General features: G+C 43.9%; 26 protein-coding genes and 1 pseudogene. 15 read left to right on the forward strand and 12 right to left on the reverse strand.

Annotation, left to right across the window (positions count from 1 at the left end):
* Nucleotides 1-181 (reverse strand): phosphate acyltransferase (locus tag AC1MDJ_RS03290; RefSeq protein WP_479689530.1); only part of this gene is annotated, 181 nt, incomplete at its 3' end.
* Nucleotides 182-329: 148 nt separating this feature from the next.
* On the opposite strand from AC1MDJ_RS03290, the gene AC1MDJ_RS03295 reads away from it, so the two are divergent.
* The 7 genes from AC1MDJ_RS03295 to AC1MDJ_RS03325 all read left to right on the forward strand — a co-directional run bounded on the left by AC1MDJ_RS03295 (nucleotide 330) and on the right by AC1MDJ_RS03325 (nucleotide 4,742).
* Nucleotides 330-521 carry a DUF1097 family protein gene (locus AC1MDJ_RS03295; protein ID WP_479689531.1) on the forward strand — a complete coding sequence of 64 codons (192 nt, stop codon included), beginning with the start codon at nucleotides 330-332 and terminating at the stop codon, nucleotides 519-521.
* A 9-nt stretch (nucleotides 522-530) separates the two neighbouring features.
* Entirely contained in the window at nucleotides 531-1,001 is a 471-nt protein-coding gene (locus AC1MDJ_RS03300; RefSeq protein WP_479689532.1) for a HyaD/HybD family hydrogenase maturation endopeptidase, read from the forward strand.
* A gap of 128 nt (nucleotides 1,002-1,129) precedes the next feature.
* Nucleotides 1,130-1,999: a hypothetical protein gene (locus AC1MDJ_RS03305; RefSeq protein WP_479689533.1), complete on the forward strand. Its 870-nt coding sequence runs from the start codon at nucleotides 1,130-1,132 to the stop codon at nucleotides 1,997-1,999.
* Between the two features lie 10 nt (nucleotides 2,000-2,009).
* Nucleotides 2,010-2,141, forward strand: a complete 132-nt coding sequence (locus AC1MDJ_RS03310; protein WP_479689534.1) for a hypothetical protein — start codon at nucleotides 2,010-2,012, stop codon at nucleotides 2,139-2,141.
* Entirely contained in the window at nucleotides 2,131-2,799 is a 669-nt protein-coding gene (locus AC1MDJ_RS03315; protein WP_479689535.1) for a hypothetical protein, read from the forward strand. Before AC1MDJ_RS03310 ends, AC1MDJ_RS03315 begins: the two co-directional genes overlap by 11 nt.
* Before the next feature lie 122 nt (nucleotides 2,800-2,921).
* Nucleotides 2,922-3,491, forward strand: a complete 570-nt coding sequence (locus AC1MDJ_RS03320) for a nitroreductase family protein (protein WP_479689536.1) — start codon at nucleotides 2,922-2,924, stop codon at nucleotides 3,489-3,491.
* Between the two features lie 3 nt (nucleotides 3,492-3,494).
* Complete coding sequence (locus tag AC1MDJ_RS03325; protein ID WP_479689537.1) at nucleotides 3,495-4,742, forward strand: MFS transporter; 1,248 nt, start codon at nucleotides 3,495-3,497, stop codon at nucleotides 4,740-4,742.
* A gap of 19 nt (nucleotides 4,743-4,761) precedes the next feature.
* Here the strand turns inward: AC1MDJ_RS03325 and AC1MDJ_RS03330 are convergent, their stop codons facing one another.
* The gene (locus AC1MDJ_RS03330) at nucleotides 4,762-7,221 is read right to left on the reverse strand and encodes an AAA family ATPase (protein ID WP_479689538.1); all 2,460 of its coding nucleotides are present in this window, start codon (nucleotides 7,219-7,221) and stop codon (nucleotides 4,762-4,764) included.
* 35 nt (nucleotides 7,222-7,256) lie between these two features.
* Nucleotides 7,257-7,805: a dihydropteroate synthase gene (locus tag AC1MDJ_RS03335; protein ID WP_479689539.1), complete on the reverse strand. Its 549-nt coding sequence runs from the start codon at nucleotides 7,803-7,805 to the stop codon at nucleotides 7,257-7,259.
* Between AC1MDJ_RS03335 and AC1MDJ_RS03340 the strand changes: the two are divergent.
* A pseudogene (locus AC1MDJ_RS03340) lies at nucleotides 7,803-7,895 on the forward strand (AAA family ATPase); the annotation flags it as partial. The gene AC1MDJ_RS03335 and the pseudogene AC1MDJ_RS03340 sit on opposite strands and share 3 nt — an antisense overlap.
* Here the strand turns inward: AC1MDJ_RS03340 and AC1MDJ_RS03345 are convergent.
* The 9 genes from AC1MDJ_RS03345 to AC1MDJ_RS03385 form a co-directional block, all read right to left on the reverse strand.
* Entirely contained in the window at nucleotides 7,887-8,117 is a 231-nt protein-coding gene (locus tag AC1MDJ_RS03345; RefSeq protein WP_479689540.1) for a hypothetical protein, read from the reverse strand. The pseudogene AC1MDJ_RS03340 and the gene AC1MDJ_RS03345 overlap by 9 nt on opposite strands.
* Nucleotides 8,118-8,152: 35 nt before the next feature.
* Entirely contained in the window at nucleotides 8,153-9,334 is a 1,182-nt protein-coding gene (gene folP / locus AC1MDJ_RS03350) for a dihydropteroate synthase (protein ID WP_479689541.1), read from the reverse strand.
* Nucleotides 9,261-11,105, reverse strand: a complete 1,845-nt coding sequence (gene ftsH, locus AC1MDJ_RS03355) for an ATP-dependent zinc metalloprotease FtsH (RefSeq protein ID WP_479689542.1) — start codon at nucleotides 11,103-11,105, stop codon at nucleotides 9,261-9,263. Before ftsH ends, folP begins: the two co-directional genes overlap by 74 nt.
* Before the next feature lie 9 nt (nucleotides 11,106-11,114).
* The gene (gene hpt, locus AC1MDJ_RS03360; RefSeq protein ID WP_479689543.1) at nucleotides 11,115-11,645 is read right to left on the reverse strand and encodes a hypoxanthine phosphoribosyltransferase; all 531 of its coding nucleotides are present in this window, start codon (nucleotides 11,643-11,645) and stop codon (nucleotides 11,115-11,117) included.
* Nucleotides 11,632-12,921 (reverse strand): tRNA lysidine(34) synthetase TilS, encoded by a 1,290-nt coding sequence (gene tilS / locus AC1MDJ_RS03365; protein WP_479689544.1) that lies wholly within the window; start codon nucleotides 12,919-12,921, stop codon nucleotides 11,632-11,634. The genes hpt and tilS overlap by 14 nt, the downstream gene beginning before the upstream one ends.
* Nucleotides 12,893-14,251: a glucose-6-phosphate isomerase gene (locus AC1MDJ_RS03370; RefSeq protein ID WP_479689545.1), complete on the reverse strand. Its 1,359-nt coding sequence runs from the start codon at nucleotides 14,249-14,251 to the stop codon at nucleotides 12,893-12,895. The genes tilS and AC1MDJ_RS03370 overlap by 29 nt, the downstream gene beginning before the upstream one ends.
* Complete coding sequence (locus AC1MDJ_RS03375) at nucleotides 14,244-15,470, reverse strand: DNA-methyltransferase (RefSeq protein WP_479689546.1); 1,227 nt, start codon at nucleotides 15,468-15,470, stop codon at nucleotides 14,244-14,246. Before AC1MDJ_RS03375 ends, AC1MDJ_RS03370 begins: the two co-directional genes overlap by 8 nt.
* 2 nt (nucleotides 15,471-15,472) lie before the next feature.
* A complete protein-coding gene (locus tag AC1MDJ_RS03380) occupies nucleotides 15,473-16,093 on the reverse strand; it encodes an ApaLI family restriction endonuclease (RefSeq protein ID WP_479689547.1) in 621 nt (206 codons plus the stop codon).
* Nucleotides 16,094-16,286: 193 nt separating this feature from the next.
* The gene (locus AC1MDJ_RS03385; protein WP_479689164.1) at nucleotides 16,287-16,418 is read right to left on the reverse strand and encodes a hypothetical protein; all 132 of its coding nucleotides are present in this window, start codon (nucleotides 16,416-16,418) and stop codon (nucleotides 16,287-16,289) included.
* A 237-nt stretch (nucleotides 16,419-16,655) separates the two neighbouring features.
* On the opposite strand from AC1MDJ_RS03385, the gene AC1MDJ_RS03390 reads away from it, so the two are divergent.
* The 7 genes from AC1MDJ_RS03390 to AC1MDJ_RS03420 all read left to right on the forward strand — a co-directional run.
* Nucleotides 16,656-16,898: a hypothetical protein gene (locus tag AC1MDJ_RS03390; RefSeq protein WP_479689548.1), complete on the forward strand. Its 243-nt coding sequence runs from the start codon at nucleotides 16,656-16,658 to the stop codon at nucleotides 16,896-16,898.
* Nucleotides 16,873-17,448 (forward strand): hypothetical protein, encoded by a 576-nt coding sequence (locus AC1MDJ_RS03395; RefSeq protein WP_479689549.1) that lies wholly within the window; start codon nucleotides 16,873-16,875, stop codon nucleotides 17,446-17,448. The genes AC1MDJ_RS03390 and AC1MDJ_RS03395 overlap by 26 nt, the downstream gene beginning before the upstream one ends.
* A gap of 316 nt (nucleotides 17,449-17,764) precedes the next feature.
* Complete coding sequence (locus tag AC1MDJ_RS03400; RefSeq protein WP_479689550.1) at nucleotides 17,765-18,349, forward strand: recombinase family protein; 585 nt, start codon at nucleotides 17,765-17,767, stop codon at nucleotides 18,347-18,349.
* Between the two features lie 59 nt (nucleotides 18,350-18,408).
* Nucleotides 18,409-18,996, forward strand: a complete 588-nt coding sequence (locus tag AC1MDJ_RS03405; RefSeq protein WP_479689551.1) for a D-sedoheptulose-7-phosphate isomerase — start codon at nucleotides 18,409-18,411, stop codon at nucleotides 18,994-18,996.
* Between the two features lie 65 nt (nucleotides 18,997-19,061).
* A complete protein-coding gene (locus tag AC1MDJ_RS03410) occupies nucleotides 19,062-20,168 on the forward strand; it encodes a hydrogenase small subunit (protein ID WP_479689552.1) in 1,107 nt (368 codons plus the stop codon).
* Nucleotides 20,161-21,138 carry a hydrogenase 2 operon protein HybA gene (gene hybA / locus AC1MDJ_RS03415; protein WP_479689553.1) on the forward strand — a complete coding sequence of 326 codons (978 nt, stop codon included), beginning with the start codon at nucleotides 20,161-20,163 and terminating at the stop codon, nucleotides 21,136-21,138. Before AC1MDJ_RS03410 ends, hybA begins: the two co-directional genes overlap by 8 nt.
* Nucleotides 21,125-22,044: polysulfide reductase NrfD family protein (locus tag AC1MDJ_RS03420; protein WP_479689554.1), on the forward strand; the 920-nt coding region annotated here is incomplete at its 3' end. The genes hybA and AC1MDJ_RS03420, both read left to right, overlap by 14 nt.

Below are 22,044 nucleotides of genomic sequence, written 5' to 3' on the forward strand. Positions count from 1 at the left end.
CGCCATGTTCTTTCATTTTAGAGTTGATTTCATCGGGATTGCCAAGCATTATGAGGCGTGCAAGTCTGTCTTTCACTATAGTTGCCGCCGCCTCAACCGTTCTAGGCTCTGTGCCCTCTGGTAGAACAATGGTCTTACGCAACTGACGCGACATCTCCTTAAAATCGCCTAAAATACTCATTTACTTAGTATAGCATAGGAAATATGAAATTTCTACTCATATCTTACATTTGCTTACCCATTGAAAGGTTGCCACAAAAATTTGACTTTATCATCTTACTTATGCTAACTTCAATCATTGTTTGATTTTATTATTTAAGGAGTTTCAAATGAACTTTCATCTTTCTGCTGCGGTTAGCATAGGTCTCCTTGCAGTTGTTTGGACGGCTGTTAGTCACCACATTGGTGGCTATCTCATCACTTGGGTGGCATTTTTCTCATGGGCTAGTTTCTTTGCCGTTGGTGGCAAGGGGAAAGGCTTTATTGAAGGTGGTCTCTCTAACTTGATTGGTGCAGGCTAGTATGAACTAATGAAAAATATTGTGGTGCTTGGAATTGGTAATTTGCTCTTATCTGATGAGGGGTTCGGGGTTCATGCGGTTAGAGAGTTGTCAAAATATACCTTTCCCGATAACGTATCAGTCTATGATGGTGGAACACTGGGACTACTCAGTGCGCCGCTCTTTGAGGGGTGCGATTTGTTGGTGTTGATAGACGCTGTTGCGGCTGACGGAGCGGCGGGAACTATTGTAGAGTATAGCAAAGACGATATAATGCTAGATAAAATACCTGTGAAGCTATCGCAACACCAGATAGGTTTTCAGGAAACGTTGCTAATTGCAGAGCTACGGGGGCAGTGCCCTAAAGAGATAATATTCTTGGGGGTAATTTCAGATAATATGAATGCAGGGGTGGAGCTATCGCCGGTGTGTAGAGAGGCACTAGACAAGGTTGTAGCTAGAGTGGAAGAAATCATTATGTCAGCCCCAAAATCTTTATGAATAGTCAAATAAAATCTTGACATGTTTTTAGTGTAATTGTATAAAGGTGTTATACAAGGATAAAACAAAAACATGAAAATCCTATCATTATATTTTCTGGAAAATAAAAGGAGTAAGGGAGGCTAGATATGAAAAAGGCGTTACTATTTGTGGTGCTATTATTTGTGGTGCTATTATATTTTGGAACACAAGCTTTTTTTGCGGGTGAAGCTAAATTTATAGTAGGACCTATTTCTGATGACGAAAGTTGGCTACGTATTCGCGATAAAGAGTGGCTTACGGAAATTAATGGTTTTGATTATACGAAAGTGTCTAAAATATATCTGGCTTATGGTGAAGGAGAGCTCTCTTTACTGCTGTATGGCGACTTAAAGATACCTATAAGTGCACACATTAGTAACAATATGACAAAAGCATGTATAGGGATTGGAATAGAGGGCAACAATCCTTTTAAGCTATTACCCAAAGATTGTAAATTTATTATAGGCGGGAGTAACTACGGTATTGATGGCAAAAAATCGTCTGCTCAATATTTGTGTGATAGTAGCGGCTGTAAAGAACTAGAGCCGATGCGTGGATTTTTTAGATATTTTAATACAGAGGGATTAAGTATGAAGGCTTTCATGGCTGCTCCACAAATAGATGAGGAAACAGAGAAGTTCTATTATAACTCATACGTTGATTTTGTGCCAAGTTTGGTTCAGGAGGTATATGTGAGTAAAACAGGGATGGACGGTGATTATAGTTTTATGGTATATAGAGACAAGAAGATATATATAGATTCCGCATCTGAGGAATGCTGGGGGATAAAAGTATCTAAATTAGATAGTTTGCCCAGAGGTTGCACTTTTCAACTGCAACGTACTCTTGCTATGCCACGCGATAATCGTCCATCTAATGAATATAGATATGCTAGAATGAGTTGCGATGAGACTGGCTGTAAAATTTATGAAACGATGAATTTGGAAGTAGATGGAGAGCCTTATGAGGTGGAATAATTAGGACTATATGATGACTAAACACACTATCAAGCTTTTGTTTTCCTCTCAGCTGGCAGATATAATACCTAGCGATATATTGCCGTTATTGCTTGAGTACAATACACACAGATTAGATATGGGAGCATCTTATGAAAGGTAAGCCAGCGATAGGAAACTTACTTCTGTTTGCTTCAGTTTCAATATTCTTGCTTGCGGGTTGTGCGACTCCTAGTAGAGAGGGGGTGCTTTATTTTAGTCAAGGGATAACGGATGGGGTGAAAGCTGACGATTGGCATACCGATGGTGAATATGGTCCTGAAGAAATAAATTATGTCGGGGTTGATGCAACAATATATATAACAGAATATATAGGGCTTGGCGTGGGTGTATCAATGACTTATGAAAAAGATATTTTCAGTGGCAATATCCCACATACTGGGGGCAATGAATTTAAGTTAGACCGTTTAACACGTGTGGTTGCACCTGTTACCCTTGTTTTAAGTTATCCAGTGGCTGATTTCTTTGATGTTTATGCTGGTGTTGGTTGGGCTTATGGTTATGATAGATTAAAATTTCGTAAGATTGCTAGCGATGGCACTACTGAATATGCTTTATCAGACAGATACAATGCTATTGTGTGTGAGTATGGCGTAAGATTTTATATTAAAAATATTGCTATCGGAGTTGGTGCTAAATATATTAAGGGACATTCTAATTTACTTTCTGGAGATGAAGATGATTGGGAAACTCGCCCATTTGATACGACTATTGATTCATGGGGCTGGACTTATGGGTTATCTATGGGAATGGCGTTTTAGAAAAAATTGAACCAAAAGCCATTTGACTTGGTATTCATAATGTGTTATAAAATATCTCGTAAGGGGAGACTAAAAATTTTCTCTACACTAGGCTTGAACCTTAAAGATTATTGAGGTGAAGTATGAATGCTGTTATTGAGAATATAAAGACGCGGCGCAGTGTCCGTAGCTACAAGGAAGAGTTGCCTAAAAAAGCAGACCTTGACGCTATTATTGATGCTGGGCTATATGCCCCCACTACTAAGGGGGAGCAAGCGCGCCACCTGCTAGTGATTAAAGGTATAGATAAAGTGAATGAGCTAAACGATATACTCAAGCGCGCTACCGCTAGTGCGGGCAAACCTGATGAGCAGATATATAGAGAGCGCGTCCTGCAAGACAACTACCACATAAGCTACGGTGCACCGGTTTTTGTGCTGGTGACTGCACCTAAAACGGGCATCACGTTTGCAGATGCAGACGGCGCAATAATATTGCAAACAATGTTCCTAGCCGCACACTCGCTAGGTATTGGTTCTGTATGGATAAACCAGCTACGCCCTGTAGCGGATGTGCCAGTGATGAGGGAGTTTATTAGCAAGCACGGCGTGCCTGCAGATTACAAGATTGTGGGCGGAGCGGCTTTTGGCTATGCTAGTAACCCCCCTGCTAATGTTGCGACTCGTAAAAATACAGTTTCTATATACGAATAGACATTGCGCTCAATATTTGCCATAGTTTCAATATATCTAGCCTATTTCGCACACGGAATACAGGCTATAACAATATCGCAGGGGCGAGATACATTTATAGCCCAGTGGGATACAGACCTTGCGGGGATTATGAATGTTATCGCTTTCACTGGTATGGGAAAGCTATTTACTATCCTGCTGTTCGGCGAAATATCTGACAGACTAGGCAGAAAACCGATGATGATTCTAGGCAGTATCGGCTATGTGCTGTTTTTCACTGGGCTTGTAGGCACGGATAGTTATGTTATTGCGTGCCTATTTGCCTTTTTAGGTGGTGCGTCAACGTCGTCTTTTGATAGTGCCGCATACCCCGCCTTGCAGGAAATATTCCCGATTAGATACTCAACATCAGCACTGGTTTTGTTAAAAGGGGCAATTGCGCTGTCGGGAATGTTCTTCCCCCTGCTGGTCGGACTGCTATCTAATAGTGAGGCTTATTCATATATACTGCTGGCAATCCCGCTTGCAATTAGTGTGCTGGTCTTTATACTTGCCTTTATAGCCAGTTTCAAACCGCTGAACATTAAGCAAAATCAGACAAAAAATGTTGTCTATTCTAGCAAACCCAGTTTTGCTATTGAGGGGGTGCTCTGTCTTATCTATGGGGGCATTGCGCAGATGACGTTTTTTATAATCCAGCAGAGTATTACTATATATGGGCGTGATGTTGTTGGCATGGGCGATATGGCTAGTCGTGCGTTGATGAGCTATAACAGTATCGGCTCTATTGTGGCAGTTATAACAATGTCTATGCTTATGGCGCGGGGGTTGCGCTCAATAGCTGTGCTGCTGCTCTTTACCACAGGCTCGTTTATTTCGTTGCTGTTGTTGGTGCTAGCCAAGACACCACTCATTACGTCTATTGTGGCATTCACTATAGGTTTTTTTGCAGCGGGCGGGGCTTTGCAGACGGGGGCAGCATTGCTCAGTGAATATTTCCCAGTCCGCAAGGGACGCAGTATAGGTATGTATTACACATTTATGGGGCTTGCGGCGTTCGGTGCACCTAAAATATCGTCTATTATATTGCAGTCTAGCACGCACGGGCTTGTTCCGCAGACGCCAGAGTATATAGCCGCAGAGATAACAGCAAAATCAACAATAATAAATATGGATTTGCTAGTTGCTACGGCAGGCGTTCTAGTTATCGGCACACTTGCACTACGCTACAAAGGGATATTCGGCAAATCGCCGTTTGCTATGCGGGGTTAGGCAACAAAAAGTCCCTTTGCTATTCGCTTAAATCTTCAATAGTGAGCGTTTGCAGCTCCTCTTTGTTCAGCTCCTCTGTGCCGTTATCAACATCAAGCCTTTCCAGCCGAAGAGCTTGACGATTAGATACACGTTCAAAGTAGTTGCGCACCTCACGGGCATTTGCAAAGTTATCACCCCTGTTATTGTATAGTTTCTGTAAATAGTTCCGTGCATAGTTTTGCACCACTTCGTCTAGCACAAAATCATTTTTGCGACACATATTGTAGAATATTTCATATAATTCATCCCCGTTAAAATCCTCAAATAATATAAACGTATTAAACCGCGATTTAAGACCCGGGTTTGAGTCCACAAAATGCTTCATCGGTTCATCGTAGCCCGCAACAATCACGATAAACCTATCCCTATTATCCTCCATAGCTTTTAATAACGTATCTATCGCATTCTGCCCGAAGTCATTGCCAAGCCCCCCTTTCGCTAGAGCATAAGCCTCGTCAATGAATAGAACACTGCCCATAGCACTGTCAATGACATCTTTAGTCTTTAGTTCCGTCTGTCCAATATAGCCTGCCACTAGCCCCGACCTATCAACCTCAATAAGTTCGCCTTTCGGCAGAACTCCAAGCTCCCTGTATATTTTAGCTAGTATCCTAGCAACAGTCGTCTTGCCTGTGCCGGGATTGCCCGAAAAGACCATATGTAGCGACGTTGGAATAACCTTTAAGCCCTGTTCCTGTCGCTTTTTATTTGTGTTCAACCTGCTAATTAGCTCATTTATATGCCCTTTCACACCCTTTAAGCCTGTTAATGAGTTCAGCTCATTTAGCAGAACATCTAACGTTTTTTCACTGCGCTCTGCCCCCTCAACCTGTAAATCGTCAACGGTTAATGTTTGCAACTCCTCTTTGCTGAGTTTCTTACTACCATTGTCTTCATCTAATTTTGCCAACCTAATGGACTGGCGGTTAGAAACGCGCTCAAAATAGTTGCGCACCTCACGTGCGTTTGCAAAATTATCGCCACGCCCCTTATATAGCCGATGCAAATAATTCAGCACATACTTTTGCGCATCGGCGTCTAGCCTAAAGTCGTGTTCCTTACACCGTCTCAAGAATATATCGCACAGCTCGTCCCCGTTGAAGTCATCAAAATGAATAAATGTATTAAAGCGCGACTCTAGCCCTGGATTTGACTTTACAAACTTCCTCATCGGAGCATCATAACCCGCTACAATCACAATAAGCCTGTCTCTATTGTCCTCCATAGCTTTTAATAACGTGTCTATCGCATTCTGCCCGAAGTCATTACTGCTACTCTCCCCTTTGGCTAGCGCATAAGCCTCGTCAATGAATAGGACGCCGTCCATCGCACTATCAATAACCTCTTTAGTTTTTATCTCCGTCTGCCCGATATAGCCCGCTACCAGCCCCGCCCTGTCAACCTCAATAAGCTGCCCGCCCGATAGAATACCGAGCACCTTATATATTTCCGCAAGTAGCCTAGCAACAGTCGTCTTGCCCGTGCCAGGGTTGCCAGAAAAAACCATGTGCAGTGATGTTGAGACAGCCTTTAAGCCCTGCGCTTGCCGTTGTTTATTAGTATTTAGCTTGCTAATCAGCTCATTTATATGCGCCTTGACACCCTTTAGCCCTGTTAGTGAGTTTAATTCAGCCAATAACTCGTTTAACGTTTTAGTAGGCTTTGTGGCTGGACCCGTAGTCTTATTAGGTTTGGACTTTTGCTCCTTATGTGTGTTCTCAGCAGACTTTGTGTTCGGTAGTTGCTCAAGAATAGCTTTGGCAGTCTTTATCTGCTCGGAATCTTTACCACGTTTGATAATCCTTTGGCAGTCGCGTTCAGCCGCCGCATAGTCCCCCGTCTGCACATAGGCGTAGGCTCTATTTCTCAATGCTATATCATAGTTAGGGTTTATTTCTATTGCACGCGTGAGGTCTGTTATCGCCTCGTCATATCGCTCAAGCTCAATGTATGAAGCCCCTCTATCATTTAGAGCAGGACTATAGTTGCGGTCTATATTTAGCGCACGGGTATATGCCACGACAGCCTCTTCATACCGCTCGTTTTCAAAATGCTGATACCCTTCCTCAGTCAGAGCATAGACCCTCTCTGAACTATCGGGGAATAGTGACGTGAATATGCCATAAATAATAGAGCAAGCCTTACGCAAAACCTTATAGGCTAGGTAGAGAAAAAAGCAGATTAGAACAAGATTAAAGACATCACCTACGGATGAAGAGCTGCTAGCACTTGTTGTAGTTTTAGTGGTTGCCTTTTTAGTGGTCACTGTTTTGGTGGTGTTTGCTTTTTTGGTATTTGTCGCTTTAGTGTTTAGCCCTTTATTCAGTTCAGTCGCAAGTATCCACTGCCCCGCAGTAGGCGAACCTTCACGAGTATCAAGTATAAGCTTATCCCCATCAGATGTTATATACTCTGTTGATAGCTGTGATATATCCATAGGCTACAATAGCAAAAAAAATGACACAACGCAAACTATCTAGCCATAGTCACAACCCTCATTGCATCCACGCATGCAACAACATCGTGTGTGCGAATAATCTTTGCACCATTCATAGCAGCAATTACCTCAGCAGCTAGCGTTCCATAGAGTCTATCGGCTGGGACAGGCTTATTGACAGCGGCATTTATCATAGACTTGCGCGAAACGCCAGCCAAAACGGGATAACCCAAATCGCACAACTCCCCTAAATAGCGTAAAACTTCATAATTTTTGTTCACATCTTTAACGAAACCAAAGCCCGGGTCTAATATTATTGAGCGAGGGTTCACGCCCAATGAAGTGGCTTTTTGCACTCGCTCAGCTAGCCTATAGCAAACATCACTTTCAGAGTTGTGCATTATACATAACGCTGCACCAGTATTAGCGGACAGTTCTGCAAGTCGCTCATCTGCAAGTTCCGACTGGTCGTTGATTAAGTGTGCTCCCAGTGCCAATGCTCGCTCCAATACCTCTACACGCCAGCTATCCACTGATACGAACACGTCTTTACGGTTACCGATAATAGCAAGTGCAGTTTCCACATCGGGCAGACGGAGATAAAAACTAAAGAGGTTATTGATAGTGCGATGGACGGCGTCCTATTCATTGACGAGGCTTATGCGCTAGCCAAAGGGGAGAGTAGCACTTGTTGTAGTTTTAGTGGTTGCCTTTTTAGTGGTCACTGTTTTGGTGGTGTTTGCTTTTTTGGTATTTGTCGCTTTAGTGTTTAGCCCTTTATTCAGTTCAGTCGCAAGTATCCACTGCCCCGCAGTAGGCGAACCTTCACGAGTATCAAGTATAAGCTTATCCCCATCAGATGTTATATACTCTGTTGATAGCTGTGATATATCCATAGGCTACAATAGCAAAAAAAATGACACAACGCAAACTATCTAGCCATAGTCACAACCCTCATTGCATCCACGCATGCAACAACATCGTGTGTGCGAATAATCTTTGCACCATTCATAGCAGCAATTACCTCAGCAGCTAGCGTTCCATAGAGTCTATCGGCTGGGACAGGCTTATTGACAGCGGCATTTATCATAGACTTGCGCGAAACGCCAGCCAAAACGGGATAACCCAAATCGCACAACTCCCCTAAATAGCGTAAAACTTCATAATTTTTGTTCACATCTTTAACGAAACCAAAGCCCGGGTCTAATATTATTGAGCGAGGGTTCACGCCCAATGAAGTGGCTTTTTGCACTCGCTCAGCTAGCCTATAGCAAACATCACTTTCAGAGTTGTGCATTATACATAACGCTGCACCAGTATTAGCGGACAGTTCTGCAAGTCGCTCATCTGCAAGTTCCGACTGGTCGTTGATTAAGTGTGCTCCCAGTGCCAATGCTCGCTCCAATACCTCTACACGCCAGCTATCCACTGATACGAACACGTCTTTACGGTTACCGATAATAGCAAGTGCAGTTTCCACAGCGGGCAGAACACGTTTTAATTCATCATCTAACGACACTTCGGTGTAGTTAGGGCGGGTTGAAACACCGCCGATGTCCACAAAGGTTGCCCCTTCGTCTATTACTTGCCTTATGCGCTCCGTCCAAGCTGATTTGTCAGTATATTTGCCACCATCGCTGAACGAATCAGGGGTAATGTTGACTATGCCCATAACGTGAATCCTGTCTAGTGGCAGTTCAACACCACTAATCAAAAGACTATTTGCCTTGTTACCGTTTTCGTCATTAGATTTGCGCTCTATAATAGTCGTTAGCTCTTCAGCAAGGGCGGGCAGGCTGTATGGCTGACGTTTCAGTCGCTCGGCTAGGTAGCGAAAGCCGCGAATAGTGCCGACTATTACGGCATCTGTGGTGGCAACCTCTGCGTTAATCGTGCCATGTGCAACGGCGGCGTCTATCCCTGATGCTAGTGCCTCCTGTTTCAGGATATTTGCCGCCCCGACTGGCAAGTCTTTTACCTCTACGGCAAGAGCGACCCCTTTGTCCCACATCTTCTGGGCGTAGGGGTCGGCACCAACGCTATTTATTGCGTTCGCTATTCTCCGTTTCTTGCTCTGCAAGGTTTTTAGCTGCCACTTCACGCCATTTTTCATCAGCATACTCGTTTATTAGCTTAGTTACATCGTCTCCATTTATGGTCTCCTGCTCCATCAGCAAATCAGACATTTTGTCAAGCAATGTCCTATTCCCTGACAATATCTTCATAGCCCCGTCAGCACAACCATTCAAGATACCAGATATTTCGCCGTCAACTAAAACTTTCGTCTGTTCGCTGTAATCAAGCGCGCCGCTGGAAAGCTCCCTGCCTAAAAATACCGTGTTCTCGTGTTTGCTGTAAGTAACAGGACCAACCTTATCGCTCATACCGTATGTGGTTACCATATTGCGCGCAATCTTAGTCGCCCGCTCTAGGTCGTTTGAAGCACCTGTGCTGTAGTGGTCAAACACCAGCTTTTCAGCCGCACGCCCCGCCATCATTATAGAGATTCTGCCGAGCAGATAATCTTTTGTAATAGTGTATTTATCGTCCTGTGGTAGCTGCATCGTTAGTCCCAATGCCGCTCCGCGCGGGATTATGGTTAGCTTATGCAACGGGTCTGCACCTGCGGTCATCCTAGCCACAATCGCATGCCCTGATTCGTGATAGGCAGTGTTGCGTTTCTCTCTTTCGCTGATAACAGCACTGCGTCTCTCCTTGCCCATCATTACCTTGTCTTTGGCTTCCTCTAAATCAGCAATATCAACCCTTTCTTTGTTTCTGCGAGCTGCCAGTAATGCTGCCTCATTTATTAGATTGGCTAGTTCCGCACCAGCAAAACCGGGCGTTCCCTTAGCTATATCATCTAGTTTCACGCCATCAGCTAATGGCACTTTCTTTGCATGAACCTCTAGTATAGCAAGCCTGCCACGATAGTCGGGGTTAGGAACAATAACCTTTCTGTCAAACCGCCCCGGACGCAACAGCGCCGGGTCTAACACGTCCGCCCTATTAGTAGCGGCTACCATTATAACGCCCTCACTGGAATCAAAACCATCCATCTCAACTAGTAATGCATTTAGGGTCTGTTCACGCTCATCGTGTCCGCCACCAAGCCCCGCCCCGCGGTGTCTGCCGACTGCATCTATCTCATCTAAGAACAATATGCAAGGGGCGTGTTTCTTTCCCTGCTCAAATAAATCACGCACACGCGATGCACCTACGCCAACAAACATTTCAACGAAATCAGAGCCGCTCATATAGAAGAAAGGGACACCCGCCTCGCCCGCAACAGCCTTTGCCAAAAGCGTCTTACCAGTTCCCGGAGGACCCACTAGCAGAACGCCTTTCGGTATCTTGCCACCCAGTTTCTGAAATTTCTTAGGGTCTTTCAAAAAGTCTATAATTTCTTCAAGTTCTTCTTTAGCCTCTTCAACACCAGCTACATCTTTGAAAGTAACCTTGTTTTTGTCGGCATCTTGCATTTTAGCCTTGCTTTTGCCGAATGAAAACGCCCCGCCTTTGCCACCACCTTGCATTTGACGCATAAAGAACATCCAAAATACAACTAGCAATATCATTGGTGCCCACGAGAGTATCATATATATAGTGGTATCAGTCGGAATAACGTGGATTTCTACGCCACGCTCTTTCAACATGGGGATTAGCTGCTCATCAGTTGGAAAATAAGTCTCAAACCGCTTGCCCGATGTGTCTTCGCCGGTAATCTTATTCTCTTTAATGGCGACTTTCTTAATGCTACCATTGCTTATCTGCGATATAAATGCAGAATACGGCAAATCTACACTATGAGACTCATTGAAATACTGATACATCATTGCCATACCAAGGGCGATGATTATCCATAAAGCTATATTTTTATACATTAACTACTCCTAGTTTAATTTTATAGCGGAAATATTGCGCAAATTGCGATATTTACCAGCATAGTCAAGCCCATAGCCGACTATAAACTCATCAGGCACTTGAAAGCCACAATACTCAACACTAACAGGCGTCTGTCTGCGGGACGGCTTATCTAGCAGGGTACATACCTTTAGGCTGGTAGGCTCCCTAATCTGAAGAACCTTTAATAGATAGCTCATTGTATTGCCGCTGTCAACAATATCTTCAACAATAAGAACGTCCCTCCCCCTGATGGACATATCAACATCGCAACTAAGGCGCACTTCCCCAGATGATTTAGACGCATTATGATAGCTGGAAAGGGTTATAAAACTAAGCTCAACAGGTTGCGTTATGGCACGGACAAGGTCTGCCATAAATATAAAACTACCCTTTAAGATACCTATCACAAGGAGATTCTTCTCCGCATAGTCGGCACTAATCTGCTTGCCAAGCTCCGAAACACGTGCCTGTAAAGCCACCTCTGATATAAACTCAGTCAATTTATCAGCATTCGTCACTAATCACTTCCACATCGTTATTAGCCACTGATATATATTGCACCCACACAAGAGTACCAGCAGACTCTACTAATATTGCCCTATCTCGCTCGTATATGTCAAGGTGTTTCCGCTCAAAAAGTGTTTTAAGCTTATTAGCTCCCAATTTATCGCCGTCCCGCCGCGAACGCACCACTATATCACCCCCATTAGCAAGTCTTCTGCCTAATATGACCTTACGTTGGTCATCTATTGTGAATAGTCCCGCACCACTGCAGGCTATGCTAAATGGTGCAACTAAACTTATATGGAACAGCCTAATATTTCTAGGGGTAATTTCACAGACGTAGCCATCAGGCAAACTAATACGGTTTGAACGGGTGTGTCCAAGTTGCTCCAGTATCGCCATTATATGTCGCCTGTCAACCCTAACTAGCCGCGAAAGTTCGCTACCTAGCAGGTAAGTCTGTAATTCAGAAGGCAACCCACAGAACATTTCTCTGTCTACCACAAGCCCCCCCTCAGCGGGGTAGCTGAGCAGTCCAACCGTGTTTCCTATAATATCCGCCATTAACGCATTAGCATGGGCAGAATTTTGTTGCAACCGGCGTATCATAGTTTGTAGGTGTTCGTAACGAGCTTCGCCCAAAGACTGTCGCAAAGCAGGCAACAGGTTTAGTCTTACCATATTGCGCGTGTAGCCAGTATTATTATTGGTGCTATCAAAGACTGGCGTCAGTCCCTCTGCAACCAGATATTCTGAAATCATATTAGACGTAATATTCAGAAATGGGCGCACTAGCGTGACATCCACGCTTATCTGTCTAGTTTCCGCCACGCTACCCAGCGTATACATTGATGCACCCGTCAGCAAATCAACAAAAAAGCCTTCTAATCTGTCATCTGTCGTATGAGCGGTTACTATATATGTGCAGTTGAGCCGTTTAGCTTCATTTACAAGGGCATCATAGCGAACCCGCCGTGCCGCGTCCTCCACTCCACGCCCCTGAACTGCCACGTTGACGCTAACTGCGCTAAATGGAATGTTGTTCTGTGTGCACCAATCCATGCAAAACTGCTCGTCCCGAAAAGATTCTTCGCCACGCAAGTGGTGATTGACGTAGCAGGCTGATAGCTGCCAGCCTGCCAAAGCCTGATACTTAGCCATATAGCTAGCGAGGGCAAGCGAATCTTTCCCGCCAGATATCGCCACCAACACCCGCTTACCCACTAACCTTTGCCAGATACCGATGTCCAGCAAAGGCGGGCTAAATAATATGTTCCTCAGATTTAGCATTTAGTTGAGTAAATTCAGCCTTTTTAGCCTCATAGCCTTTCCTGCCCATAAGCCCATAAGCAAACTGTTTGCCAAGCTCAACAGCTGGCTGGTCAAATGGGTTGATGTTAGCCGCAAGTCCCACAATCGCCACTACGTATTCAAACAGCATAAAGAGTGCGCCGAGACTTTCTTCGTTTATCCTATCTACCTCTAGCAACACAGATGGACGTTCATTCAACGACAACGCCACCGCAGTGGTAGCAAGTTCAGCGTTCAACAGCTCGCCCAGTGTATGCCCCGTCAGGTAATTATACGCCTCATTCAACTCTCCGTTTAGCTTTATATCATTTTCAAAACTAGAAACGCCGATAAACGTAACTAACTTGTCGTTAGGTCCCTCCATATACAGCTGCAATTGCGAGTGCTGGTCTATAGAACCGCACGCTATGGCGGTAGTGTTGCCGTAGAACACCTCTTTGCTGTCTCTGTCGTAGCGTTTGCCGAGACTTTCACCATATAACTGGTTGAACCATTCCGCAAACTTGCGCAGCTTAGATGAATAGGGCATTAAAATGTGTATAGGCTTTTGTTTCAGATAGTGAATGTAAATCGCCGCCAGAGTGAGAATACGTTTCTTGTCGCCCTCTGCCACTGAGCACGCCCCTGCAAGCATTTTATCTATATCAAGCCCTAATATAACCGCTGGTAGCAACCCCACAGGGCTAAGCACAGAATACCTGCCGCCAACATTATTATCCACGTCAAACATCCTCATTCCGTTAGCTTTGCCATATTCGCAGAGTGGTCCCTTTTGCGGGTCGGTTATAAGTATAACCTGCTTTTTTAAGTCAATGCCCGCTTTACTCAAGAAATCCATTATTATAGTGAAGTTAGCCGCCGTTTCCACCGTAGCACCTGACTTAGATATGACTAAAACAAAGGTCTCTTTCGGTTTGCAATACTTCAAGATAGAGCTTGCCACAGAGGGGTCGGAGTTATCCAGCACCCATACACGGGGTAGCTTGCCGCGTTCGTCAAACGACAAACTATTATACCCAAGTGGCAACAGCGCATTAGTGATAGCCTCAAGCCCTAGAGATGAGCCGCCAATGCCGATAACCACAAGGTCGTTATACTGCCCACGTATCTCGCTAGCAATGCCCTTAAAAGTAGTGGTGTCCTGTTTCGGCAGGTTCGGAAAGCCCACCTCGCCCGACTTCACCAAGTCAGCAAGGCGCGATAAGCCAAGCTCCGCCTGTCCCAAACACGCTTTCAACTCATCATCTGATATGCCACCCTTGATACGTTTCGCAACCGCTAAATTGTAATCTAAAGTGATTTTAGCCATATAAATAACCCTCCCTTTCTCCAAGATATTCTCTCACAACATCTTGCTTGTGGGCGATAAAATCCTCCACCTGTTCAACGATGATAGTGTTATCCTCACTTAAATCAAATAGCGAAATATCGTGATTTTCATTCGTTTTTATTAAAATCTTACATAAAAACTTATTCTTGCTAGAGGCTCGTTCTAACAAGTTTTTAGCAACTTCAACACTTTCATCTTTTCGCTGTATCTTTATAGGTACGGGCTTGACTTCGTCATCTATTTTTAGAAACCCGTCAATGCCTTTATTCCTTTGCACAGGAACGGCATCTAGTTCACAAAGTATCCTAAAAATATCCACATCTTGATTTATATAGGCTTGCTCCCCATTTTTCAACAAATTTGACTCAGTCCTCACTGGGTTTTCAAGCCGTTTCTTCACCAGCTGGATGGCATCCTCCGATATATCAAAACCTATATAATTCCTGCCTAATATTTTTGCCGCAACTAAAGTCGTGCCACTGCCACAAAAAGGGTCTAAAACTACATCGCCCTCGTCTGTGACCAATTTAATGAGCTGTTCCAATAAAATAAGCGGTTTTTGTGTAGGATAACCGACACGTTCTCTAGCTTTTGGGTTTAGATATGGAATATACCACACATCAGATAGCGGGACACCCCTCTTGCCCGTCATTAGCTCGTAATCGCCGTTTTCTGCGACTTTATACGTTGTCTTGCCGTGAGTGTCACGAACCCGCTTTTGGAATATCTGGTCAATATTCGTAGTAGGCGAATAGTCGTCAAAAATATGATTAAACTTAAACTCTTTGCTCTTGCTATAAAAGAAAATAGTCTGGTGAGAGTTCAACAGCCCTTTCTTGGCATTAGACCAACGTCTATAGTGCCAAATAATCTCACTCTGGAAGTTATCCATACCAAACAGCTCATCCAAAAGCACACGGATATAGTGAGAGGCTGTCTTATCACAATGCAAAAATATGCTCCCAGTCTCTTTTAACACCCTTTTGCACTCAAATAACCTCTCTTTTATATAAATACAATAATCCTGTATGCTATCCCAACTATCGCAGAAAGAATACTCGCCACTATTATCTCTTGTTTTTAGGCTTTGTGTTCTCTGCGTGAAAAATGGTGGGTCTAAATAGACCAAATCAACGCTACTACTGGAAATCTCCCTTAAACTTTCTTTGCAATCGCCGGCCTTTATAATGTTATTCATAATTAGCCTTTCTTCGCTATCTTTTTTAGAATTGCCAACAAATCTACATCTGTTCTACTCTTGATAACTTCCCACGCCTTGTCTCCAAAATAGTACTCACCACCAACGCCCTTGTAGGTGCTAGCCAACATCTCTTGAATACGTTGAGCTTGTGAGCGATTAGGATAGAAAAACATTATCCGCACAGGCTTATAGCCTGCATTCTTTACAGCCTGAATGCGGGTATGCTCTTTTGTAATATGGTCGCCATCTGTGGTGGCATCTCGCCACTTTATCTCGTAAGCGTCTTTGCCCACCAAACAATCAATTTCAAACTTAGCTGGTCGCACCCCAACAGTATTCTTTATTTTTACCTTTCTTTGTGCCATACTATACTTATATTCAAAGCATAAAATAGTTGCCTCTTCCAAGAACGAGCCAGCATATTTATATAGAAAACGTCCTTTGTTCTGATATTCGTCAATGAGCTGTCCCTCTTTCGTTGATATACCCAAGACTTGGTATATCAAGTAATGTGAATTATCGTCAGATTTCATATCAGACAAGCGGATAGCCATATTCTGACGTAGTTCGTTAGAATATTCGTTAGATAAAGCCAGTATTCGCTCGTAAATATTATTCATAACGGGTAGTTTAAGGTATTTTAGGGGAGTTGTCAAACTATAAGACAAGGGCAACTACTACTTAACTGAACTTATAGGGCGCATATAACCCCTTACGTTGTGAACGTATGAATGGTTTTCTAAGGGCAGTCAGAGACTATTAGGATATTTTTCTCCTCACCATCGGAGCTTGAAAATAGCTTTTAATCTCTAACTAACCCTTAAAACCAGTAATAAAAAATGGAATATCTTTTACCAAGGTGCAATCAGGCGATACGATACCCGATAATCTAACAACTTTTTTCCGTGCAACCTCAGAACCAACAACAGAACCCAACGCTAGCATATTGGTGTTGTCATTAAATCAGTTGCAAATTGTCAGACCGCTATAGCTTTATTTCAACCAGATAGCGTATCCTTCCCCAAGCACATAATGATTATATACAGACACCAATAACGAGACAAACCCTAAAGGGTGCTAAAGGGACGTTTGGGACTATTATTTTCTACTTTTGACAAAATATCTTATGCATAGTAACCTAACAGTTTGTTCGGATGAACAAACTATAAAGGATGGTTCTATATGGAAGCTGTGAAACATAGGAAACTAACGCTTGACGAGGAAATGGACTTGGCGGAACGTGCCGTTGAATTAAGAAAGGCAGGCAAAAAAGAGGAAGCGGCAAGACTCATAAGGCAAATACCAATGCCACCACGTGTGGCAATGGCTTTTAAGGAGACTTCAGGCAAAGATTTTTTAATTCGCAACGGATATAATCTAGTGGAGGCTAACGAACGATATGGCGAAAACTGGCTCAATCAATGATGAAATAAGCGTAGAAATGGCTGATAATGTTATTTTGTTGCATACTGGCAGAAAGACACACAACACCGAGAAAGGAGCGCAAAGAGGCTTTATAATGCTTTTGGATGCTGTATCAGCCATAAAAGCTCTTTTTATATCCGCTCGCAATATTAAAGCTCCTGATTTAATATGGCAGGCTGAATATGCTCTTTTAAGTCAAGAATATGAACGGCGAGACACCGACAATAGACTTATTGGCTCTGGACTAGAGGCTCAGATGTCAGCGGCTACTGACGCTTTTCGTTCGTTGGAAGTTATGACTGGTGGCAATTATAAAGATGTTGATAAAGCATATACGTCTAAAGGTTCTTTTTATCGTGTGAAAGGTGGCTTGCCTAGAGACGCTTTTCATAACTCCTGCGCACACAACATAAAGAGCCTAAAACACTTAATAGCACCTAGCACTAATGAGGTTGAACGTGCCTTAATAATGCAACGTATTGAAAACCTAGAAACCGCTAGGGACGTGTATATGGTTATGCAAAGGGAGGCGTTGGGGAGGAGCAAATAAATCCCCAGTTCAATACGGACACCACTAACGAAACAAACCCTGAAAGGTGCTTATGGGACGTTCAGGGACTATTATTTTCTGTATTATTTAATAACCCCCCCCCCCCCCTCGTGCCTGCGGCACGCTCCCCCGTCGGGGGAGAATATAAGAGGGGTGGCGGTGAAACCGCTGGGAAGGGTTAGGATAGGGACTCATAGCATTTCTTTGACTTCTAAAAATAATCGTGCTATTAGAGTAAAAAACGTGTTATTTTAACCTTGGTTAAAATTACAAACTGCATACAATGGTCATATCAATAACTGGAGGGGATATTGTTATGACTTATGGTTATATCCGTGTCAGCACAGCACATCAAAACACCGAAAATGGAAAGTTCGAGATAGCAGACTACGCTAGACGTAATGGTATAGTCATAGACAAATGGGTCATTGAAACTATTAGTTCAAGAAAGAAACTATCAGAACGAAAATTAGGCTCATTATTAAAGCGATTAAAGAGGAATGATACAATAATAGCCACAGAAATATCCCGTATAGGTCGCAATATGATGGAGGTCATGGGAATATTATCTATGTGCATGCAGAAAGACTGTGCTGTTCACACCATTAAAGAAAACTATAGGCTAGGACTTGATATACAATCAAAGGTTCTGAGTTTTGCTTTTTCGTTAAGTGCAGAGATAGAACGGAACTTGAATTCAGCAAGGACACGGGAAACGCTAGCAAGATTAAAGTCAGAGGGGAAACGGTTAGGACGACCATATGGCTCAAAGAACGTATCGCTAAAGCTAGCCGGCAAGCAAGCGGAGATAAAGAGGCTTATCAAGGCTGGGACACGTAAACCACAAATAGCAAAACAACTAGGTTGTAGCCTGTCAACACTGTATAAGCATATAAATTAGACATTGAGCTACTCTTGACAAATTTAACTATTCCATTTACATTAGAGCGAAAGTATATAATGAGGAAGCTTATGCAAAATATAAAAGATATAATATCTACTAATATCGCCGTTCAGCAGAAACTGCTAGGGGACGACAAACTAATAAAAACCATATCCGATGTTGTAGCGACAATAATCAACGCATATAGAATAGGCAAAAAGATACTCGCTGCCGGCAACGGCGGCTCAGCTGCAGATGCGCAGCACTTTATCGCCGAATACGTTGGCAGATTTTACTACGACCGTCCCGCCCTTGCTGGTATTGCGCTTAGCACAGACACATCAATATTGACGGCTATAGGCAACGACTACGGCTACGAGGACGTGTTCGCTCGCCAACTACAAGCTAACGGGAACGAAGGAGACGTATTCGTCGGTTTTTCAACCTCTGGCAACTCTGCCAATATAGTTAAGGCTCTTGAGGTATGCAAGGATAAGAGGATAATAAGCGTAGGATTTACGGGCGCGAAACCTGCCAAGATGGACGCCTTGTGCAACTATATAATAAAAGCACCTAGCACAGACACTCCGCGCATTCAAGAGTGCCACGAACTAATAGAACACACTATTTGTCAACTGGTAGAAGAGGCGATATTCCCTAAATAACAACTTTTTTGGTTGTAATTTTTGCAAGATATGTTAAAATTTCTAGTGTTAGCAAGGAGCGGAATATGTTGAATGACAGTATATTTAGCGCGGCTCTTTCAAGGCGCGACTTTATGAAGACTATTACCACCCTTACGGCGGCGATGGGTTTGCCCGCCGCTTTTGCACCGCAAGTTGCAGCAGCAGCAGAGGGAGACAAGCGTCCGCCCGTTATATGGCTACACTTTCAGGAATGCACTGGTTGTAGCGAATCGTTGTTGCGTTCTTCACACCCCGATTTGGTTGCTATTCTGCTTGATACGATAAACCTAGAATATCAGGAAACTATTATGGCTGGTGCTGGCTTGCAGGCTGAAGAAGCTCTTGAAACTGCACATGAAAAATATGCGGGGGAATACCTACTGGTAGTTGAAGGGGCAGTGCCGCTACTTGATGACGGCGGTTGCTGTAAGATAGGGGGTTTATCAGCACAAGAATCCTTGCAAAAACTGGCAACTGATGCATTTGCTGTGGTGTGTATGGGAACGTGCGCATCAATTGGCGGCATTGTAACGGCGCAACCTAACCCCACTAAAGCCGTCAGTGTGGCATCTCTAGTGAACGATAAACCTGTGATAAATCTACCTGGTTGCCCACCTAACCCGTATAACCTGCCCGCCACGATTCTTTATTTACTTACGTTTGGCAAGTTGCCCGAACTGGATAGTCAGAATAGACCAAAATTTGCTTATGGGCGGCTTGTTCACGACCATTGCGAACGCCGCTCTCACTTTGATGCAGGACGTTTTGCAAAAGCTTTTGGGCATGAAACGCACGCATTAGGCTATTGTCTCTATGAATTGGGCTGCAAGGGACCTGTTACTCACGCTAACTGCCCTGAGCTTAGGTTCAACGACGGCACCGCTTGGCCAATTTCAATCGGTCATCCGTGTATAGGTTGCACGGAACACGTGGCATTTAACACCGCAGTGTCTGATAAAGCAGCTATAGTAGACCCTGCGTCTCCGTCTTGGTTCCCTCCGACAAATATGAAACCTGCGGGCAAACCCGCTAGCGTAGCGAGTGCGCTCGGCGTAGGTGTTGCTCTCGGCGGTGCATTGGGCTACGCCGCTGGGCGCGGTCAGTCTCTGCCCGATGGAGATGAACAGCAAGAGGAACATAGGGATGAATGATTCCAGACGGCACTTTCTAAAAGCGTCTGCGCTTGGGGGCGTAGCCATAGCAGCTGCACTGCTCCCGTCTGTAACGGATGCAGAGGAAGAAAGTGAAGTATCCAGCGATAAGCCTGCCGTTCAAGGTTCGTGGAACAAGCACGTTGGTATGTTATACGATTCTACGCTATGTGTAGGTTGCAAGGCTTGCGTCTATGCTTGTCGCAAGGCTAATTTTGATATGGACGGAACTACTGAGCTTGCTCCAGAAGATGTGACAGACCCTCGCTGGGTGAACGTTACGGAGCTTGACTACCGCACTAAAAATATTATTAAGATGTATAAAAGCCCCGATAATTCTAAAATAGCTTTCATGAAAAGGCAATGCATGCACTGCTACAAGCCGGGTTGCGTATCTGCCTGTCCCGTGAAAGCTATGACAGAAAACGAAGAAACGGGCATCATAGAATACGATAAAGATAAATGCATAGGTTGCAGGTATTGTCAGATAGCATGTCCGTTCAACATCCCTGCTTATGAGTGGCACGATAAGTTCGGCAAGATTACGAAATGCGAGCTATGCCGTGAAACTAATCTTAAGACTAAAGGTGTTCCCGCTTGTGTTGAAGTGTGTCCTGTGAAAGCAGTTATCTTCGGCACACGGCAGGAGTTGTTGAAAATAGCCAAAGAACGTATATTGGCTAATAGCGATAGATACGTGAATAAAGTCTATGGCGAATTTGATTACGGCGGCACAGGCGTTAAATATATTGCTGGCGTGGAGTTTAGCAAACTAGGCTTGCCAGAACTACCCGACTACTCTTATGCGGCAGAATCTGAACATATTCAACATACGCTATATAAGCACATGATAGCCCCGCTCGCTCTATATGCAACCTTAACGGCTGTTTCTATCTACAACCAAAAGAAACATGATAGTGAGCATAGGGACGATTCCCACAAAGGTGGAGGTAACGATGAGCGGACATAATGAATACGCAGTTCAAGAGGGCAAGTTAATCACCCCTACGTCTGTCACACTATTCAGTTTAGTGGTGTTCGCTTTTGTAATAATTATTGTTCGTTTCTTTATGGGACTTGGGGCAGTGTCAAATCTTTCAGATGGCTATCCGTGGGGTGTATGGCTAGCTTATGACGTAGCTACGGGCACGGCTTTTGCCTGTGGTGGCTATGCGCTAGCATATAGCTGTTATTTCTTTAGGAGTTGGCGACACCACCCGATGCTCCGTTCTGCGGTTCTGGCTAGTATGTTCGGCTATGCGCTAGCTGGTTTTTCTGTATTAGTTGATATAGGACGCTATTGGAATGCTTATGGTTTCTTTGTCCCATCGCGCTGGCAGACTAACTCTGTTATGTTTGAAGTGGCTATGTGCGTAATGGGTTATACTTGTATATTGATAATAGAATTTTTACCGGCAGTGTTTGAGCGCATTGCCGCCTTAAAAATCGTAGTTGCTGGGGTTGATTTATGGATTATCCCGCGCTTTTTCGGCATATTAAACAAGATGTTAGACAAGGCGTTGTTTGTTATAATTCCGCTTGGTATGACGCTACCTACGATGCATCAATCATCGCTAGGCTCTCTGTTCATAATAGCTGGATATAAGTTGCATCCGCTGTGGCAGACAAATTTGTTACCGTTGTTATTTTTAGTAAATGCATTCCTAATGGGTTTTTCTATAGTGCAGTTTGAGTCTGGGCTTGCCTCTGTGGGCTTTGGGAGGAAGTATGAGATGCCTGTTCTTGGGCTTGCTAAGGTAGCCGCCTATATCGGTGCTGGCTGGTTAGCTATCCGTATGGTAGATATCGTCATTCGCGGGCAATTCACTGCAATCTTTTCATCAGGCTTTTATTCGCTGGTGTTTATCTTAGAGAT

The sequence above is a fragment of the Candidatus Termitispirillum reticulitermitis genome (assembly GCF_054655775.1).

What these genes read in the sequence shown, in the direction of transcription:
- AC1MDJ_RS03315 (WP_479689535.1), top strand. Translation starts at nt 2,131, where the DNA reads ATGAAAGGTAAGCCAGCGATAGGAAACTTACTTCTGTTTGCTTCAGTT.
- AC1MDJ_RS03405 (WP_479689551.1), top strand. Translation starts at nt 18,409, where the DNA reads ATGAGGAAGCTTATGCAAAATATAAAAGATATAATATCTACTAATATC.
- AC1MDJ_RS03400 (WP_479689550.1), top strand. Translation starts at nt 17,765, where the DNA reads ATGACTTATGGTTATATCCGTGTCAGCACAGCACATCAAAACACCGAA.
- ftsH (WP_479689542.1), bottom strand. Translation starts at nt 11,105, where the DNA reads ATGTATAAAAATATAGCTTTATGGATAATCATCGCCCTTGGTATGGCA.
- AC1MDJ_RS03305 (WP_479689533.1), top strand. Translation starts at nt 1,130, where the DNA reads ATGAAAAAGGCGTTACTATTTGTGGTGCTATTATTTGTGGTGCTATTA.
- AC1MDJ_RS03295 (WP_479689531.1), top strand. Translation starts at nt 330, where the DNA reads ATGAACTTTCATCTTTCTGCTGCGGTTAGCATAGGTCTCCTTGCAGTT.
- AC1MDJ_RS03345 (WP_479689540.1), bottom strand. Translation starts at nt 8,117, where the DNA reads ATGGATATATCACAGCTATCAACAGAGTATATAACATCTGATGGGGAT.
- AC1MDJ_RS03310 (WP_479689534.1), top strand. Translation starts at nt 2,010, where the DNA reads ATGATGACTAAACACACTATCAAGCTTTTGTTTTCCTCTCAGCTGGCA.
- hybA (WP_479689553.1), top strand. Translation starts at nt 20,161, where the DNA reads ATGAATGATTCCAGACGGCACTTTCTAAAAGCGTCTGCGCTTGGGGGC.
- AC1MDJ_RS03330 (WP_479689538.1), bottom strand. Translation starts at nt 7,221, where the DNA reads ATGGATATATCACAGCTATCAACAGAGTATATAACATCTGATGGGGAT.
- AC1MDJ_RS03385 (WP_479689164.1), bottom strand. Translation starts at nt 16,418, where the DNA reads ATGCTAGCGTTGGGTTCTGTTGTTGGTTCTGAGGTTGCACGGAAAAAA.
- AC1MDJ_RS03410 (WP_479689552.1), top strand. Translation starts at nt 19,062, where the DNA reads ATGTTGAATGACAGTATATTTAGCGCGGCTCTTTCAAGGCGCGACTTT.
- AC1MDJ_RS03390 (WP_479689548.1), top strand. Translation starts at nt 16,656, where the DNA reads ATGGAAGCTGTGAAACATAGGAAACTAACGCTTGACGAGGAAATGGAC.
- AC1MDJ_RS03380 (WP_479689547.1), bottom strand. Translation starts at nt 16,093, where the DNA reads ATGAATAATATTTACGAGCGAATACTGGCTTTATCTAACGAATATTCT.
- AC1MDJ_RS03375 (WP_479689546.1), bottom strand. Translation starts at nt 15,470, where the DNA reads ATGAATAACATTATAAAGGCCGGCGATTGCAAAGAAAGTTTAAGGGAG.
- folP (WP_479689541.1), bottom strand. Translation starts at nt 9,334, where the DNA reads ATGAAAAATGGCGTGAAGTGGCAGCTAAAAACCTTGCAGAGCAAGAAA.
- AC1MDJ_RS03300 (WP_479689532.1), top strand. Translation starts at nt 531, where the DNA reads ATGAAAAATATTGTGGTGCTTGGAATTGGTAATTTGCTCTTATCTGAT.
- AC1MDJ_RS03370 (WP_479689545.1), bottom strand. Translation starts at nt 14,251, where the DNA reads ATGGCTAAAATCACTTTAGATTACAATTTAGCGGTTGCGAAACGTATC.
- AC1MDJ_RS03320 (WP_479689536.1), top strand. Translation starts at nt 2,922, where the DNA reads ATGAATGCTGTTATTGAGAATATAAAGACGCGGCGCAGTGTCCGTAGC.
- tilS (WP_479689544.1), bottom strand. Translation starts at nt 12,921, where the DNA reads ATGCTAAATCTGAGGAACATATTATTTAGCCCGCCTTTGCTGGACATC.
- AC1MDJ_RS03395 (WP_479689549.1), top strand. Translation starts at nt 16,873, where the DNA reads ATGGCGAAAACTGGCTCAATCAATGATGAAATAAGCGTAGAAATGGCT.